Below are 16,910 nucleotides of genomic sequence, written 5' to 3'. Positions count from 1 at the left end.
ATTTTTTATATTTTTGTCGCGATGAAATTTACAGCAGAACAAATAGCAGGAATTTTAGAAGGAGAAGTTGTTGGAAATCCCAATGCAGAAGTTTCTCGACTTTCTAAGATAGAAGAAGGAGAGGAAGGATCTCTTACTTTTTTGGCTAATCCGAAATATATCAACTATATATATACCACAAGAGCAACAGTTACGATTGTAAATGACAGCTTTATACCTGAACAGGAAATCACTACTACATTAATAAAAGTGGAAGATGCTTATGCTTCTTTTTCTAAACTATTACATTTTTACAATCAGGTAAAATTAAATAAAAATGGAATCGAACCACAGTCTTTTATGTCTGAAGGAACTATTTATGGAGAAAATCTGTATTTAGGAAGCTTTAGTTATATTGGACAAAATGTAGTTTTAGGAGATAATGTAAAAATTTATCCAAACAGTTTTATTGGTGATAATGTTGTTATTGGCAATAATGTCTTTATTTTTGCCGGCGCAAAAATATATTCTGAAACTGTAATTGGAAACAATTGTACGATTCATTCAGGAACTATTATAGGTGCAGACGGCTTTGGTTTTGTACCAAATGAAGAAGGAGTTTATAGTAAAGTGCCACAAATTGGCAACGTTATTATTGAAGATAATGTAGATATTGGTGCAAATACTACAATTGACAGAGCAACTCTTGGTTCTACAATTATTAGACAAGGAGTTAAATTAGACAATCAAATTCAAATCGCCCATAATGTTGAAATTGGTAAAAACACTGTTATCGCTGCCCAGAGCGGTGTTGCAGGTTCTACTAAAATTGGCGAAAATTGTTTGATTGGCGGGCAGGTTGGTATCGCAGGCCACTTAGTAATAGGTAATAATGTTAGGCTTCAGGCACAGTCCGGAGTAGCAAGAAATATTAAAGATGATGAAATTCTGCAAGGAACACCATCTCTTGGATATACTGATTTTAATAAATCGTATGTTCATTTTAAAAATCTTCCTAAAATTGTTGCCGAAGTTGAAGAAATAAAAAAACAAATAATAAACCCAAAAAATGGAAATAATGGTTAAACAGAAGACCATCAAAAATGAAATTTCACTAACAGGAGTTGGATTACACACTGGAAAAGAAGTTACAATGACTTTTAAACCAGCTCCAATTAATAATGGTTTCACTTTTGTAAGAGTAGATTTGCAAGGCCAGCCAGTCATTGAGGCTGACGCTAATTATGTTGTTAATACGCAAAGAGGAACTAATTTAGAAAAATTAGGTGTTAAAATACAAACTCCAGAACACGTTTTAGCGGCAGTAGTTGGTTGCGATTTGGATAATATTATTATTGAATTAGATGCCTCTGAACTTCCTATTATGGATGGTTCATCAAAATATTTTGTTGAAGCAATTGAAAAAGCCGGAATCGAAGAACAAGACGCAAGCCGTAATGTTTATGTGGTAAAAGAAGTTATTTCATTTACTGATGAAGCAACAGGAAGCGAAATCCTTGTTATGCCAAGCGATGAGTATCAAGTAACTACGATGGTAGATTTTGGTACAAAAGTTTTAGGAACTCAAAATGCTACACTTAAGAGTTTATCAGATTTTAAACAAGAAATTGCAAGCTCAAGAACTTTTAGTTTTTTACATGAATTAGAGTCATTATTAGAGCATGGCTTAATTAAAGGTGGTGATTTAAATAATGCTATTGTTTATGTAGACAAGGAAATTTCTGAATCTACAATGGCTAATTTAAAGAAAGCTTTTGGTAAAGAAGAGATTTCTGTGAAACCAAACGGAGTTTTAGATAATCTTACTTTACACTATCCAAACGAAGCCGCAAGACATAAATTGCTTGATGTTATTGGAGATTTATCTTTAATTGGAGTTCGTATTCAAGGAAAAATTATCGCAAATAAACCAGGTCACTTTGTAAACACTCAGTTTGCTAAAAAACTGGCAAAGATTATTAAAATAGAACAGAGAAATCATGTTCCGGTTTATGATTTAAATCAAGAGCCATTGATGGATATTCATAAAATCATGTCAATGCTGCCACACAGACCTCCATTTTTGTTGATTGACAGAATTATAGAAATGTCTGATCGTCATGTGGTTGGTTTAAAAAATGTTACGATGAATGAAAATTTCTTCGTAGGACATTTTCCTGAAGCTCCAGTAATGCCGGGGGTTTTAATTGTAGAAGCAATGGCACAAACAGGAGGTATTTTAGTTTTAAGTACCGTTCCGGATCCTGAAAATTATTTAACATATTTCATGAAAATTGACAATGTTAAATTCAAACACAAAGTATTGCCGGGTGATACCTTAATTTTCAAATGCGAGTTGATTTCTCCTATCAGAAGAGGGATCTGTCATATGCAGGCTAATGCCTACGCAAACGGAAAATTAGTAACTGAGGCAGAATTAATGGCACAAATTGCAAGAAAACAATAATTAATCAAATTTATTGTTTAGGTTTGTTGCCCTAAAAATTAGACTATTTTAATTAAAATATAAAACATAGATGAATCAACCATTAGCATATGTTCATCCAGGCGCTAAAATCGCTAAAAATGTTGTAATTGAACCTTTTACAACAATTCACAATAATGTTGTTATTGGAGACGGTACTTGGATTGGTTCAAACGTGACCATCATGGAAGGTGCTCGTATCGGTAAAAATTGCAACATTTTTCCAGGAGCTGTAATTTCTGCGGTGCCGCAAGATTTAAAATTTGGAGGAGAAGATTCTCTTGCAATTATTGGAGATAACTGTACCATTAGAGAATGTGTTACTATAAACAGAGGTACTGTAGCTTCTGGACAAACTATTCTTGGGAACAATTGTTTAGTAATGGCTTATGCGCATATTGCACATGATTGTGAGATTGGAAATAATGCAATTATTGTAAATGGTGTTGCATTGGCAGGTCACGTAGTAGTTGGTAATCATGCCGTTATTGGAGGTTTGGCAGCAATTCACCAATTTATTCATATTGGAGATCACGCTATGATTTCTGGTGGATCTTTAGTAAGAAAAGATGTTCCTCCATATACAAAAGCGGCTAAAGAGCCATTATCATATGTTGGTATCAATTCAGTTGGTTTAAGAAGAAGAGGATTTAGTACTGAAAAAATCAGAGAAATTCAGGAAATATACAGAATTTTATATCAAAAAAATTACAATACAACACAAGCTTTAAGTATTATTGAAGCTGAAATGGAAGCGACTCCTGAGAGAGATGAAATTCTTGATTTTATCAGAAATTCATCACGAGGAATTATGAAAGGTTATTCAGGGAATTATTAATTTTAAAGTTTAGATTTCTGATTTTAGATTTCTTACTTCATCATTAAAGCTCAAATAAATATAAAAATAATAAAATGTAGATTATTAATTCTTTAAGAATTTAAATCTACATTCTAAAATCTAAAAATAAAAAACAAATGGCATCTACATCAGATATTAGAAACGGATTGTGTATTAAATTTAATCACGATATCTATAAAATAATTGAATTTCTTCACGTTAAACCAGGGAAAGGTCCAGCTTTCGTAAGAACAAAATTGAAAAGTTTAACAACAGGAAAAGTATTAGATAATACATTTTCTGCTGGACACAAAATTGAAGATGTTCGTGTTGAAACACATACTTTTCAGTTTTTATATCCAGAAGGAGATCAGTTCCACTTTATGAATGCTGAAACTTTTGAACAGATTTCTTTAAACAAGAACATCTTAGATGCTCCGGGTTTATTAAAAGAAGGAACAAATGTAATGGTTCAGATTAATACTGAAACTGATTTACCTTTATCTGTAGATATGCCAACATCTGTGATTCTTGAAGTTACGTATGCTGAGCCAGGAGTAAAAGGAAATACAGCTACAAATGCTACAAAAAGTGCTACAGTAGAAACTGGAGCATCTGTAAACGTTCCGTTGTTCATCAACGAAGGTGATAAAATTAAAATCGATACTGCTTCAGGTTCTTACATGGAGCGTGTAAAAGAGTAGTTTATTAATTACGATAATTTGTCAATGAGTCAATTAGATAATGTGTGAATCGGCACAATTTGATTTTTCATTTCTAACTGACTCATTTTCTAATTGACATATTCTCTAATTGACAAATTTTCTAATTAAAAAATATGAAATTTCCAAAAGTTCACTCTTTAGAAGAAATTGCAAATTTGCTTAACTGCGAATTTATTGGTGACAAAAACTTTGAGGTTTTAGGCATGAACGAAATTCATGTTGTAGAACCAGGTGATATTGTTTTTGTTGACCACCCAAAATATTATGACAAAGCTTTACAATCTGCAGCAACAATTGTTTTAATAAACAAAAAGGTTGAATGCCCGGAAGGTAAAGCTCTTTTAATTTCTGATGACCCTTTCAGGGATTTTAATACTTTAACGAAACATTTTAAGCCATTTCAATTCGCAAATGTTGCGATTTCATCTTCAGCAAGTATTGGAGAAGGAACTGTAATTCAGCCTAATAGTTTTGTTGGTAATCATGTAAAAATTGGGAAGAACTGTTTGATTCACTCAAATGTTTCTATTTATGATCATACCGTAATTGGTGATAATGTTATTATTCATGCCGGAACTATTTTAGGAGCAGATGCTTTCTACTATAAAAAACGTCCAGAAGGTTTCGATCAGTTAATTTCTGGTGGAAGAGTGGTAATTGAGGATAATGTTGGAATTGGTGCTCTTTGTACAATTGATAAAGGAGTTACCGGAGACACGACAATTAAGGAAGGTACAAAAATCGACAATCAAGTGCATGTTGGACATGATTCGGTTATTGGAAAAAAATGTTTAATTGCCTCACAGACCGGTATTGCAGGCTGTGTTGTTATTGAAGATGAAGTTACAATTTGGGGACAAGTTGGAACAACCAGCGGTATTACGATAGGAGCGAAGGCTGTTATTATGGGGCAAACTGGAGTTACTAAATCTGTTGAAGGAGGAAAATCATATTTTGGAACTCCAATCGAAGAATCAAGAGAAAAGTTAAAGCAATTAGCTAATATCAAAAAGATTCCTGAAATTCTAAATAAATTGAAGTAATATGTCTATAAAAGAGTTTGTTCAAAAATTTTATAAGTCGGATGCCTTAATTGATAGTGAAATTTTAAAAACGTATCTGCATCCTGAGGTAATCATTGAATGGAACAGTACTAAAGGTTTTATTCAGTTAGATTACAATGCTATAGTTGAATTAACAAATGAACTCAGCAGGGCATACGTGCGTTCTAAAGTTAGAATCAGCCACATTCTTGCCGAAGATGACTTAGTTTCAGTACGTTATTCTCATTATGTAAAAACAATCGAGAATCCGCGTGAGGAAATGTTATTGGCACATTTCTCAACGATTTGGCAAATAAAAGATGATAAGCTTTATAGAGGTTATCAAATGAGTCAATTTTCTTAATATTTTTTTGACAATAAAAGAGGCAAATTACATTACAAAACCTTATTTTTGCAACACAATTTTAAAAACTACATAAAATATATATCATGAGTGTTTTAGTTAATAAAGATTCCAAAATAATTGTTCAGGGATTTACAGGAAGCGAAGGTACTTTCCACGCTTCTCAAATGATTGAGTACGGTACTAATGTTGTTGGTGGTGTTACTCCGGGAAAAGGAGGATCAAGCCATTTAGACCGCCCGGTTTTTAATACAGTAAAAGATGCTGTAGATCAAGCTGGAGCTGATACTTCTATCATTTTTGTTCCGCCAGCTTTTGCTGCTGATGCAATTATGGAAGCTGCTGACGCTGGAATTAAAGTAATTATTGCTATTACAGAAGGAATTCCTGTAGCAGATATGATTAAAGCAAATAATTATGTTAAAGAAAGAAATTCTAGATTAATTGGCCCAAACTGTCCAGGTGTTATTACTCCGGGAGAAGCTAAAGTTGGTATTATGCCAGGTTTTGTTTTCAAAAAAGGAACTGTTGGTATTGTATCTAAATCTGGAACTTTAACTTACGAAGCTGCTGACCAGGTTGTAAAACAAGGTTTAGGAATTACTACAGCTATCGGAATTGGTGGAGATCCAATTATTGGGACTACAACTAAAGAAGCTGTTGAATTATTAATGAACGATCCTGAAACTGAAGCAATTATTATGATTGGTGAAATTGGAGGTCAATTAGAAGCTGATGCTGCAAGATGGGTAAAAGCTGATGGTAACCGTAAACCAGTTATTGGTTTTATCGCTGGAGAAACTGCTCCTGCTGGTAGAACAATGGGTCATGCAGGTGCTATTGTTGGTGGTTCTGACGATACAGCTGCTGCTAAAAAACAAATCATGAGAGACAACGGAATTTACGTTGTTGATTCACCAGCTGAAATTGGTAAAAAAGTAAAAGAAGTATTAGGATAATCTCCAAATATTCAAAATAACAAATTCCAAAAAAGTCTCAATATTTGTTGAGACTTTTTTACATTTTTAAAATGTTCGGAATATAATTAAAAATCTTAGCAACTTAGTTCCGATTGATATCGGGATAGAAGCTTAAAAAAGAAAAATGATGAGTAAAGAATTAGAAAAGTTTAAAGCAAGTAATAGTTTTACTTTTACTGTAAATGATAGTTTAGAAGAAGTTTGCAATGCTCCGGAAGGAAGTGCTGGAATTTTTGTAGTTTATGAAATTGACGGAGATGCAAAAGAATTAATTATGGTAGGTTCTACCGGAACTGTTCAGAATGATGGAACTCTTAAAAGCAAAAACGGCGGATTATACGACAAGATTGTAAACGGACACCAGTTTGCTAAAACAGGAAGAAAATATTCATGGCCGGCACAAATGAAATTAGAGAATATTTCTGTTCTTGAAGTAGTTTGGTACGAAACTTTTAATGCAGATGTAAAAGCAATTCCAACTGCAGTTGAAGGACAAGTTTTGCAAAATTTCTTAGATGAAAATGCAAAATTGCCAAGATGGAATGTGGCTTTTTAAAGCTAATATACTTTGTGATAAAACAATAAAGAGCCCTGCATTTAGCAGGGCTTTTTTTGTTTTATCAGGAAAACATTCTAAAAGGCAGTAAAAGTAAAGAATATTTACATAAGTAAAATCTGATAATTGTTTTACTTGTTTTAGTAAAAAAATAATTTTAACATTTCCTTAAGAACCCAGTTAAATCAACCAAAAGAGACAGTTTGCTATATTAGGAAACTGTCTCTTTTGTGTAAAATAATTGTTTTTAAGTTTTTGCTTTTATATATTTATCGAACAAAAGTAATTGATAATGTTAAAATAATGTATTCTCTGCATTAAGAAACATTGCCTTTGCAGAACTATAAGCCCCCACAATATGAAGACCCGAATCCTGCCAGTCAATGCTGTTGATGACAATACACTTTGGAATAATTTAATAATTGGAGATGAAAAATCATTTTCGTTATTATTCGAAAGATATTATAGTGATCTTGTAAGTTATGGAAATTCCCTTTCTCCATATGCAGAAAAAGTTCAGGATTGTATTCAGGATGTTTTTACAGATATTTGGGTTTATCGCAATTCCCTGCAGGAATCTGTAGTGGTAAAAGCTTATTTATTATCCAGTGTTAGAAAGAGAATTGCACGTTTGTATGAACGTGATCATATTTTTAGAAAAACAGCAAGTACAGATGCTATCGCTTTTCTCTTAGAGTTTTCTGTAGAAAACGAACTTCTGGAGGACGATTATACAGCAAAAGAAAAAGTAATATACCTTAATAAATTACTTAACGAATTACCTGCAAGACAAAAAGAGGCGCTTTATTTGCGCTATCATCAGGGATTATCTGTAGAACAAATTGCAGAAATGCTGGATGTCAATTATCAGTCGGCAAGTAATTTACTGCACCGCGGATTACTTACTCTTCGCAAAGAATGGAAAGGTAGTTTTTCCTTAATTATGCTACTATTTTCAGGCACTCTATAAAAAAAGTTAAAAAAACTTAAAAAAAATCTTAATTTGGTGAGTATATAATAAGAAAGCTGTCCTCTATGTTTTTGTAACCTTATTTTTTAGATGCAAAAACGTAATAAATATACCGAAATAGAAGACTTTTTATCTGACGAATCATTCCAATCGTGGGTTTTGTCTAAAATTGATGAAGATGGCTGGGAAGAGTGGACTTTAGAAAGCCGCCAGCGTGCTAAATTAGTTGAAGATTCAAGATTACTGCTTCTGGCAATGAAAGTTCCGGAAAGTAACCTTTCAAGCTCAGATATTCACAGGGCGTTGCACAACACCTGGATCAAAGTTCGAGATAAAGAAAATCAAAAAACTTTAGAAAATTTAAAAGTTAAGTTTTTCCGCAGACAATTTCTGTCTGGCGTAGCTGCAACATTGTTTTTTGCTTTTATGGGGGTGTGGTTTTATAATAGTTATTTTAAAACTGAAAGTACGGTTGTAACCTATAAAGAACTTATTGAAGAAAATAACGAAGGATTAGTAGAACAAACTAATAATTCTGACAAGCCTCAAATTATTACGTTATCAGATGGCAGTTCTGTATTACTGCAGCCTAACAGTAAATTAAGTTATCCTAAAATCTTTACCGGAAACGAAAGAAAGGTGTATTTATCCGGCGAAGGTTTCTTTGAAATTAGTAAAAATCCCCACAAACCATTCTTCGTTTATGCAAATGAAATTGTTACAAAGGTTGTCGGAACTAGTTTTAGAGTAAAAGCTTATTCTGACCAGCCTGATGTAGAAATTCTTGTTCGCACCGGTAAAGTTAAGGTAAAGTCAAATGATATGGTTTCTAAATCTGATAATGAAGAAATTGTGTTATTGCCTAATCAGGCACTCCGATTTTTGCGAAGCGACTTAAAATTTAATAAAATCACAAATATTACCCAGGATGCAGCTTTAACTCAAAGTGTTGGAAATATTGAACAGCTGAGTTTTGAATTCAATGATATTCCGGTTTCGCAGATTTTTGAAACAATAGAGCAGGCTTACTTAGTAAATATCGATTATCCAAAAAATAAATTAACAGACTGCCACTTAACAACATCTTTAAGTGATCAGCCTTTAACAGAGAAGCTAAAAATTGTCTGTAAAAGCATAGGCAATAATACCAGTTTTGAAATGAATGGGAATCAAATAATTATTACCTCAGACGGTTGTAATTAATTTTTTTAATGTAACTGTAATTACATCAAAAATACCCTTGTTTCTAATAATTAATTTTTCGAAGTAAAGCCTTTCATTTCTTGGAAGAAATGTAATTTATTTCACCAAAATAATAACCAAAAACTAAACTCAACCAGAAATAACTAAATGCCTATGTGAAAAAGAATACCATAAAAAAAGTGCCGAAATGCTGTAACATTATCGACACTTCATTAAATCGAATTTCTCTCTGTAAAGAGTTATTCATACGTTTCTTAAAATACACTCGAATCAGTATTAATCAAAACAAATCAAAATTATGAAAAAACCAGTTGTTAAACAACGATTACTCCATAGAATCATGAAAATAACACTATTTCAGTTTGTCTTAGCACTTGTGTTTTCAAGCTTTGCAGTGGCAAATAATGTAAATGGGCAAAAGAAATTAGATACCAAAGTTACAATTACAGTTGAAAATTTGACTCTTGATAATGCTTTGTCTAAAATTGAAAAGTCTGCACATGTAAAGTTTTCGTATAACTCAAGACTTCCTCAGTTGAGTAACAAAGTAAGTATAGAGGCCAATCAGGAAACGCTTTCAAGTATATTGAGCAGAATCCTGGTTCCATTTAATATAACATTTTCAGAAGTAAGCAATCAGATTATTTTGCAAAAAACTGCGAGTGCAGATCCGTTTGCAAGTGCAGATAATCACGATACACTTTTTGAAGTATTAACTGCAGGTCCAATTATCAAAGGTAAAGTTACAGACCAGTCTGGAAGTCCGCTTCCTGGCGCAACGGTTTTGGCAAAAGGAACTAAAATAGCAGTTTTAACAGATTTTGATGGTAACTTTACTATCGAAATGCCTGCAAATTCAAATGGACTTATCATTTCTTACGTAGGTATGGATACGAAAGAAATTGGTATTGAAAATACTACACCAACCGTAGTACTTAGTGAAGTAGGACAAAACTTAAAAGAAGTTGTAGTAACAACAGGTTACGAAAAAACATCAAAAAGAACTTTTACAGGAGCAATCAGTAAAATTTCTGGTGCCGAATTAAAAGTAGATGGTGTTGTTGACGTAAGCAGAATGATTGAAGGTAAAGCAGCAGGGGTTACGGTACAAAACGTTACAGGAACATTTGGTACAGCTCCAAAAATTACAGTTCGTGGATCATCTTCAATTTTTGGAGATACAAAACCATTATGGGTTATTGATGGTGTGGTTCAGGAAGATATCATCAATATGTCATTTGCAGATTTAGCATCTGGAAACTCAGAAACATTATTAAGTTCGTCTGTAGCAGGTTTAAATGCAAATGACATTCAAAGTATTGAGATTCTGAAAGATGCATCGGCAACTTCTATCTATGGTTCAAGATCGTTAAACGGAGTTGTGGTTGTAACAACAAAACAAGGACGCAGAGATGCTCCGTTAAAAATTACTTACGGTTTAGAGCAAACTGTTAGAGCAGTGCCAAACTACAACCAGTACGATATTTTAAATTCTCAGGAATCTATGAGTATTTTAAAAGAAATGGAACAAAAAGGATATTTAGATTTACCTTCAACAGTAAATGGAAGATACGGTGGAGCTTACAACATTTTAGGAAGAGCAATCAACACTTACGTGCCGGAAACGGGAGGATATTTAGTAAACAATGACCCGGTAAGCCGTAACAATTTCTTGAAAAAATACGAATTAGCAAATACAGACTGGTTCAACGTTTTGTTCAGACCATCTATTACACAAAACCACTCTTTAAGTTTTTCTGGTGGTGGAAAAAACAATACATTCTATGCGTCTTTAGGATATTATACAGATCCGGGATGGACAATTGCTGATGATGTAAAACAAATTTCAAGTAACATTAAAGGAACATTTTATGTAAACGACAAATTGAATATTACATTATCTACATTGGCCTCTATTCGTGATCAGGGAGCTCCTGGAAGTTACGAAAGCGAGAAAGACGTAGTTTTTGGAAAAGTAACTCGTGATTTTGATATCAACCCGTTTAATTATGTATTAAATACAAGTAGAACATTACGTCCTTATGATGAAAATGGAAACTTAGAGTATTACAGAAATAACTGGGCTAAAATGAACATCATCAACGAGCTTAAAAATAACTATATGGAAATCGAAGTAAAAGATATCCGTTTCCAGTTAGATCTTGATTATAAAATTACGCCACATTTAACGTATAACTTAACAGGTTCAGCACGTTACGCAAATACAAGCCGCGAGCATAAAATTTTAGAAAACTCAAACGTAGTGGGTGCTTACAAAGCTGGAACTCCAGATGGAGAAGACGGTGTAAACACACTAGTAAGAGATCAGAATATTTTCTTATACCAAGATCCAAATGATTTAACAGCACCAAAAGTATCTGTTTTACCAAACGGAGGTTTTTTAAGAAAATTTACAAACGACATGACATCTTATAACTTAAGAAATAGTGTTAACTATAGAAATGTATTCAGCGATAAACACGAAGTAGAAGGTTTATTTGGAACTGAGATGAGAGTTGTAGACAGAACAAGCGATCAGTTTACCGCTGCAGGTTTACAATATGACAGAGGTTTAACAGCCTTTACAGATCCAAGAATCATTGAAAAAATCATTAATGGAGGAGATTCTTATTATGGTTTTAATGAAGAAAAAGAAAGAACAGTAGGTTTCTTCGGGAAAATTGGATATACATACGATCGTCGTTATACAGCCTCTGTAACAGGACGTTATGACGGTTCTAACAGACAAGGAAACAGTGACTCTTCAAGATGGTTACCAACTTATACTTTTAGTGGAAAATGGAACGTTGCAGAAGAAAGTTTCATGAAAAATGTTGAGTCAGTAAATACTTTAGCAGTTAGAGCTTCTTATGGTTTAACAGCTACTGCAGGACCTGCAACAAACTCATTGGCAATCTATAAGAGTTATGTTACAGATCGTTTTAATCTTGATGACAGAGAATCTGGAATTAGAATTGACGAATTGCAAAACAGTGATTTAACTTGGGAGAAACAATTTGAAACAAACATTGGTCTTGACCTTGGAATGTTCAATAACAGAATACAGTTAACAACAGACATTTACCGTCGTAAAGCATTTGACTTAGTTGATTATGTAATTACTTCAGGAATTGGAGGACAAAGAATCAGACAAGGAAACAATGCCGATATGGAAACTAAAGGTTTAGAGGTTGGTTTTACAACTAAAAACATTGATAACAAAGATTTTAAATGGTCTACAACACTTAATTTTTCGGTATACCACCAGGAAATTACGAAGTTAGAAAACACACCAACAGCATTCGATTTGATTGATGCAAATGGAGGAAATACAGTTGGACACCCAAGAAACTCATTGTATTCTTACCAATTTACAGGTTTAAATAATCAAGGTCTTCCAACGTTTATTTTACAAGATGGTGCAGAAAATAATATTACAGATGCGAACTTTCAGGATAATTTAGATGTTACGAAATATCTTAAATATGAGGGATCAATCGAGCCAAACAAATCTATAGGTTTAGCAAACACATTTACCTATAAAAACTGGTCATTGTATGTGTTTTTTGTTGGGTCAGGAGGAAACAAAGTTCGTTTAAACCCTGTGTATGACAGTACTTATGATGATTTAACAGTATTTACAAAAGATTTCACAAACCGTTGGATTAACCCTGGAGATGAAAACTTTACAAATATTCCGGTTATTGCAGACAGACGTTTAAATGCTAATTATGGTGGAGAACGTACACTTGCAAGAGCTTACAATACTTATAATTATTCAGATGCTCGTATTGCAGATGGTGATTTCATTCGTTTGAAAAACATTTCATTAAGCTGGGAATTCCCTAAAGATTTCAAGAAAAAATTGGGACTAAGCACTTTTACACTAAAAGGTTCTGCAGTTAATCCTTGGTTACTTTACTCTGATAAAAGATTAAACGGTCAGGATCCTGAGTTTCGTAATTCTGGAGGAGTTGCTTTACCAGTAACATCTCAATACACCTTTACTTTAAACCTTTCATTATAATAGTCAGAAACATGAAAAACTTAAAAATAGCTTTATCCCTATTAATACTAATAAGTATTACTAGCTGCGATGATTTCCTTTCGGAAAAACCAGATAACAGAACAGAAATTGACACGCCTGCAAAAATATCAGAATTATTAGTTGAAGCCTATCCGCAAATGAGTTATTTTGATATTGCAGAAACAATGTCAGATAATGTTTTTGACAGTGGAATGGCAGAAACACTAAGAAAAAATGAGCAAAGTTATAACTGGGATATTCAAACAGAAACAACAGATATTGACACTCAGGCTTACTATTGGGATGCATGCTACAAAGCAATCGCTCACGCCAATAAAGCATTAGAAGCAATTGAAGACTTAGGAAGCCCGGCAAGTTTAAATCCGCAAAAAGGAGAAGCATTAATGGCAAGAGCTTATTCTCATTTTATGCTGGTTTCACTTTGGTCAAAACGTTACAATCCTGCTAGTGCTTCAACAGATTTAGGAATTCCTTACGTTACAAAACCAGAAACAGAATTAGTAACAAAATATAAACGTAATACAGTAAAAGAGGTTTTTGACTTTATTGAAAAAGATATCGAAGATGGTTTAAAAATCGTAACAAACGATTACAAACAGCCAAAATTTCATTTTAATGTAAGCGCTTCAAAAGCTTTTGCCAGCAGATTTTATTTAATAAAAGGAGATTGGGACAGAGTACTTGAATTAACAAGCGATTTAGGTTCAAAACCAGTTGGGAAATTAAGAGATTTTGCTTCTTATGATTTACTTAGTGCCGTTGATCAAAGATTAGCTTACGCAACCAGCGATGCCGAAACAAATTTATTAATCGTTTCAGCAAATTCAATTGTAAGCAGATCATACTATTCAAACCGTTTTTACCTTTCAGGAGCAAGATATCCAGATATTTTTGGTACAGCAACAAGTTTATTTAATAAACCTTGGTTATACAATTTTTATTCATCAAACAGCAGTATAACAGTATTTCTTCCGAAATTTTATGAATATTTTAAGTATTCAAACGTAACAGCAGGAATTGGAGATCCATATGTTGCAGAAGTTTTATTAAGCAATGATGAGTTTTTCTTAAACAGAATTGAAGCTCACGTAATGAAAGGAGATATTGCAACAGCAAACGACGAGTTAGAATATTTTCTATCAACAAGAACTGTAGGATATGCGCCGACAGACAAGCTTACGGAAGCAAAAGTTGTAGCTAAGTATCCGGTAATTGCAGATGAGTACACGCCATTTTACACCATGACACCAGTACAAACATCTTATGTAAAAGCAATTGCTGAAACAAGACGTAGAGATTTTATACACGAAGGAATGAGATGGTTTGATGTAAAACGTTTTAATATCGTAGTTAACCACGAAACCACAAACAAACCGGTAAACACTTTAGTAAAAGATGACAACCGCAGAGCAATACAAATTCCTTTGCACGCATCAAATACAGGTGTCGAATTAAATCCTAGATAATCTTTAAAATTAAAAACTTATGAAACTATTCAAATACAATAAAATTATCGTTATGGCCATGGTTTCGGCAGCTCTAATTTCATGCGGAAGCGAAGATCAGCCGGGAGAAAGCCAGTTAGACTTTACACAGCCTACAAAAACGGCCTTAGATAATTGGATTTCAACTACATATTTAAATCCTTTTAATATTAATGTACAATACAAATGGAACCAAAATACAGTTGATAACAGCCGTTATTTATTTCCGCCAACAATTGACAAAGTGAAACCAGCACTTGAAATTGTTGAAGAAATATGGTTAAAAAGTTACTCAACAGTTGGCGGGGCAGATTTCGTTAAGAAAATTGCACCAAGAGAAATTGTTCTGGTTGGAGGAGTAAACTTAAATAGTGTAGGAACAAGAACCTTAGGTATTGCTGAAGGAGGACAACGTGTTACATTGTTTGAAACAGATTATATAGATCAGTCAGATCGTGCAAACGTATCAGAATTTATACATACCATTCAACACGAATACATCCATATTTTAAATCAAAACAAACCTTTTGACGAAAAAGCATGGGCTGCAATAACACCTGTAGGATATACAGCAGACTGGTATAATTATGATATTCAGGAGTCAAACGAAATTGGATTTATTACATCTTATGCAAGATCAAATATTAATGAAGATTTTGCAGAAACAGCTTCAATGATTTTAATTTTTACAAAAGCAGAATACGAAGCATTTTTAGACGGTATCCAAAGCCCTTTTGCATATCAGGCATTAAAAACAAAAGAAGCGCTGGTAGTAAAATATTTCAAAGAAGCATTCAACATGGATTTTTATGCTTTAAGAGATGAAGCTGAGAAAAACACAACTGCTGTAATAAACAACTAAAACAAGTATCATGAAAATAAAAAACATATATAAGTATTTATTTGCAGCTATTTTGATACTGCACTTAAGCGCCTGTAATAACAATACAGACGCCGACCAATTATTTGACGAAACACCTACAACGCGTTTAAACAATCAAAAATCTGAACTTAATACGGCATTACTTTCATCACAGTTTGGTTGGAAAGCGGTTTATTTTACAGATAATACAGTTTTAGGCGGATACACACACTTGTTTAAGTTTGCTCAGGACGGAACTGTAGAAATGGCTTCTGATTTTGATGCAGATACAGATGTATACAAAAGTGAATATGCAATACAACTTGGAAGTACAGTAAGTTTAACATTTACTACAAAAAACAGAATTCACCTTTTATCAGAGTCAGATAATTATCCAATTCCGGCATTAAGAGCCAAAGGATATTTAGGAGATTTTCAGTTTTTATACTATGGACAAGAAAACGGAGAAATCATTTTTAAAGCAAACAGAAATGGTACAGAAATACGTTTTGTAAAAGCAACTGCTGATGATTGGGCAAAATTGCCTCAGAATTTGGTAATGGAGCAAAACGTTATCGGAAGTGACGAAAGACCGCTTTTTAGATTATTAGAAACTACAGACGGTACAACAACTCATAAATTCGATTTTTCTTTTAGCGAAATAACTCGTTTTGCAGAGTCAAATTCTATCGAAAGCGGTTATTCTATAAGCTACAACATGGGAGTAGGATACACGCCAACCGGCATTGTAGTAAGCCCGGCCGTAGAAGTAGGCGGACAAAAATTGTCAAACTTTGTGTATAATGATGCTGACGGAAGTTTTACAGCTACTGGAACAGGAGGAGTTAAGGCTGAAATTAAATATTCTAATAAACCATTGATCATTACAGATGACTATAAAAACTTCTTAAATGGTCAGCCGCAAATGGTTATAAGTTTTATTACTGCAAATCTTTATACAGCACCAACAACTTCTTCATACTTTAAAACGTTATTTGACGCTGCAAATGCTACATTACCGGCAAACCAAAAAATAACCAGAATTCAAATTTATTTCAATTCAGCCTTTGGTAACTATATCGAATATCGTTTTGCAGGCGGAAGACCAAGTGTTTATCACAACTTTACAACAAGTGCAGATGATACAAACAAACGAATTATTCTAACTCACGATTCATGGGATAACGGATCAGCATATATTCCGGCTCCGGCTTTCTTAAAATCGCTTGATGATGAATTCTTTAACGCAGCAGGACTTTACCTGAAAAAAGAAGCGTTTAAAATTACATTTACAAATAACATTTATACAATTACAAGTTCTACGACTAATTTTAGAACAACAACATATCAATTATAGTAATTTTAGTTTTAAT

At 33.3% G+C, this 16,910-nt stretch carries 14 protein-coding genes; all 14 read left to right on the top strand.

Going from position 1 to position 16,910, the window contains the following annotated elements; genetic code table 11:
* Positions 1-21: 21 nt before the first annotated feature.
* The 14 genes from lpxD (at position 22) to ASD98_RS23045 (ending at position 16,894) form a co-directional block, all read left to right on the top strand.
* A complete protein-coding gene (gene lpxD, locus ASD98_RS23110; protein WP_056209505.1) occupies positions 22-1,065 on the top strand; it encodes a UDP-3-O-(3-hydroxymyristoyl)glucosamine N-acyltransferase in 1,044 nt (347 codons plus the stop codon).
* The gene (locus ASD98_RS23105; RefSeq protein WP_056209840.1) at positions 1,058-2,446 is read left to right on the top strand and encodes a bifunctional UDP-3-O-[3-hydroxymyristoyl] N-acetylglucosamine deacetylase/3-hydroxyacyl-ACP dehydratase; all 1,389 of its coding nucleotides are present in this window, start codon (positions 1,058-1,060) and stop codon (positions 2,444-2,446) included. The genes lpxD and ASD98_RS23105 overlap by 8 nt, the downstream gene beginning before the upstream one ends.
* Before the next feature lie 70 nt (positions 2,447-2,516).
* Positions 2,517-3,302, top strand: coding sequence for an acyl-ACP--UDP-N-acetylglucosamine O-acyltransferase (gene lpxA, locus ASD98_RS23100; RefSeq protein ID WP_029270176.1), 786 nt, complete (start codon positions 2,517-2,519; stop codon positions 3,300-3,302).
* Positions 3,303-3,439: 137 nt separating this feature from the next.
* A complete protein-coding gene (efp, locus tag ASD98_RS23095) occupies positions 3,440-4,006 on the top strand; it encodes an elongation factor P (protein WP_056209502.1) in 567 nt (188 codons plus the stop codon).
* Positions 4,007-4,140: 134 nt separating this feature from the next.
* Positions 4,141-5,070 (top strand): UDP-3-O-(3-hydroxymyristoyl)glucosamine N-acyltransferase, encoded by a 930-nt coding sequence (locus tag ASD98_RS23090; RefSeq protein WP_056209499.1) that lies wholly within the window; start codon positions 4,141-4,143, stop codon positions 5,068-5,070.
* Between the two features lies 1 nt (position 5,071).
* Complete coding sequence (locus ASD98_RS23085; RefSeq protein ID WP_056209495.1) at positions 5,072-5,434, top strand: nuclear transport factor 2 family protein; 363 nt, start codon at positions 5,072-5,074, stop codon at positions 5,432-5,434.
* Between the two features lie 86 nt (positions 5,435-5,520).
* The gene (sucD, locus tag ASD98_RS23080) at positions 5,521-6,393 is read left to right on the top strand and encodes a succinate--CoA ligase subunit alpha (protein ID WP_056209493.1); all 873 of its coding nucleotides are present in this window, start codon (positions 5,521-5,523) and stop codon (positions 6,391-6,393) included.
* A gap of 148 nt (positions 6,394-6,541) precedes the next feature.
* Entirely contained in the window at positions 6,542-6,970 is a 429-nt protein-coding gene (locus tag ASD98_RS23075) for a hypothetical protein (protein ID WP_053471431.1), read from the top strand.
* Between the two features lie 358 nt (positions 6,971-7,328).
* Entirely contained in the window at positions 7,329-7,940 is a 612-nt protein-coding gene (locus ASD98_RS23070; RefSeq protein ID WP_056209491.1) for an RNA polymerase sigma factor, read from the top strand.
* A gap of 90 nt (positions 7,941-8,030) precedes the next feature.
* On the top strand, positions 8,031-9,143 hold the full coding sequence (locus tag ASD98_RS23065; protein ID WP_056209488.1) for a FecR family protein: 1,113 nt from the start codon (positions 8,031-8,033) through the stop codon (positions 9,141-9,143).
* 298 nt (positions 9,144-9,441) lie between these two features.
* A complete protein-coding gene (locus tag ASD98_RS23060; RefSeq protein WP_056209486.1) occupies positions 9,442-13,170 on the top strand; it encodes a SusC/RagA family TonB-linked outer membrane protein in 3,729 nt (1,242 codons plus the stop codon).
* 11 nt (positions 13,171-13,181) lie between these two features.
* Positions 13,182-14,657, top strand: coding sequence for a RagB/SusD family nutrient uptake outer membrane protein (locus tag ASD98_RS23055; RefSeq protein ID WP_056209483.1), 1,476 nt, complete (start codon positions 13,182-13,184; stop codon positions 14,655-14,657).
* Between the two features lie 19 nt (positions 14,658-14,676).
* Complete coding sequence (locus ASD98_RS23050) at positions 14,677-15,537, top strand: substrate import-associated zinc metallohydrolase lipoprotein (RefSeq protein WP_056209481.1); 861 nt, start codon at positions 14,677-14,679, stop codon at positions 15,535-15,537.
* Positions 15,538-15,547: 10 nt separating this feature from the next.
* On the top strand, positions 15,548-16,894 hold the full coding sequence (locus ASD98_RS23045; protein WP_056209479.1) for a DUF4302 domain-containing protein: 1,347 nt from the start codon (positions 15,548-15,550) through the stop codon (positions 16,892-16,894).
* Positions 16,895-16,910 lie beyond the last annotated feature (16 nt).

Origin of the sequence: Flavobacterium sp. Root186 (genome assembly GCF_001428525.1) — a bacterium.
Taxonomy (GTDB): Bacteria; Bacteroidota; Bacteroidia; order Flavobacteriales; family Flavobacteriaceae; genus Flavobacterium.
The sequence above is the reverse complement of the archived record's forward strand: the minus strand, read 5'-3'. Positions and strand labels throughout refer to the sequence as shown.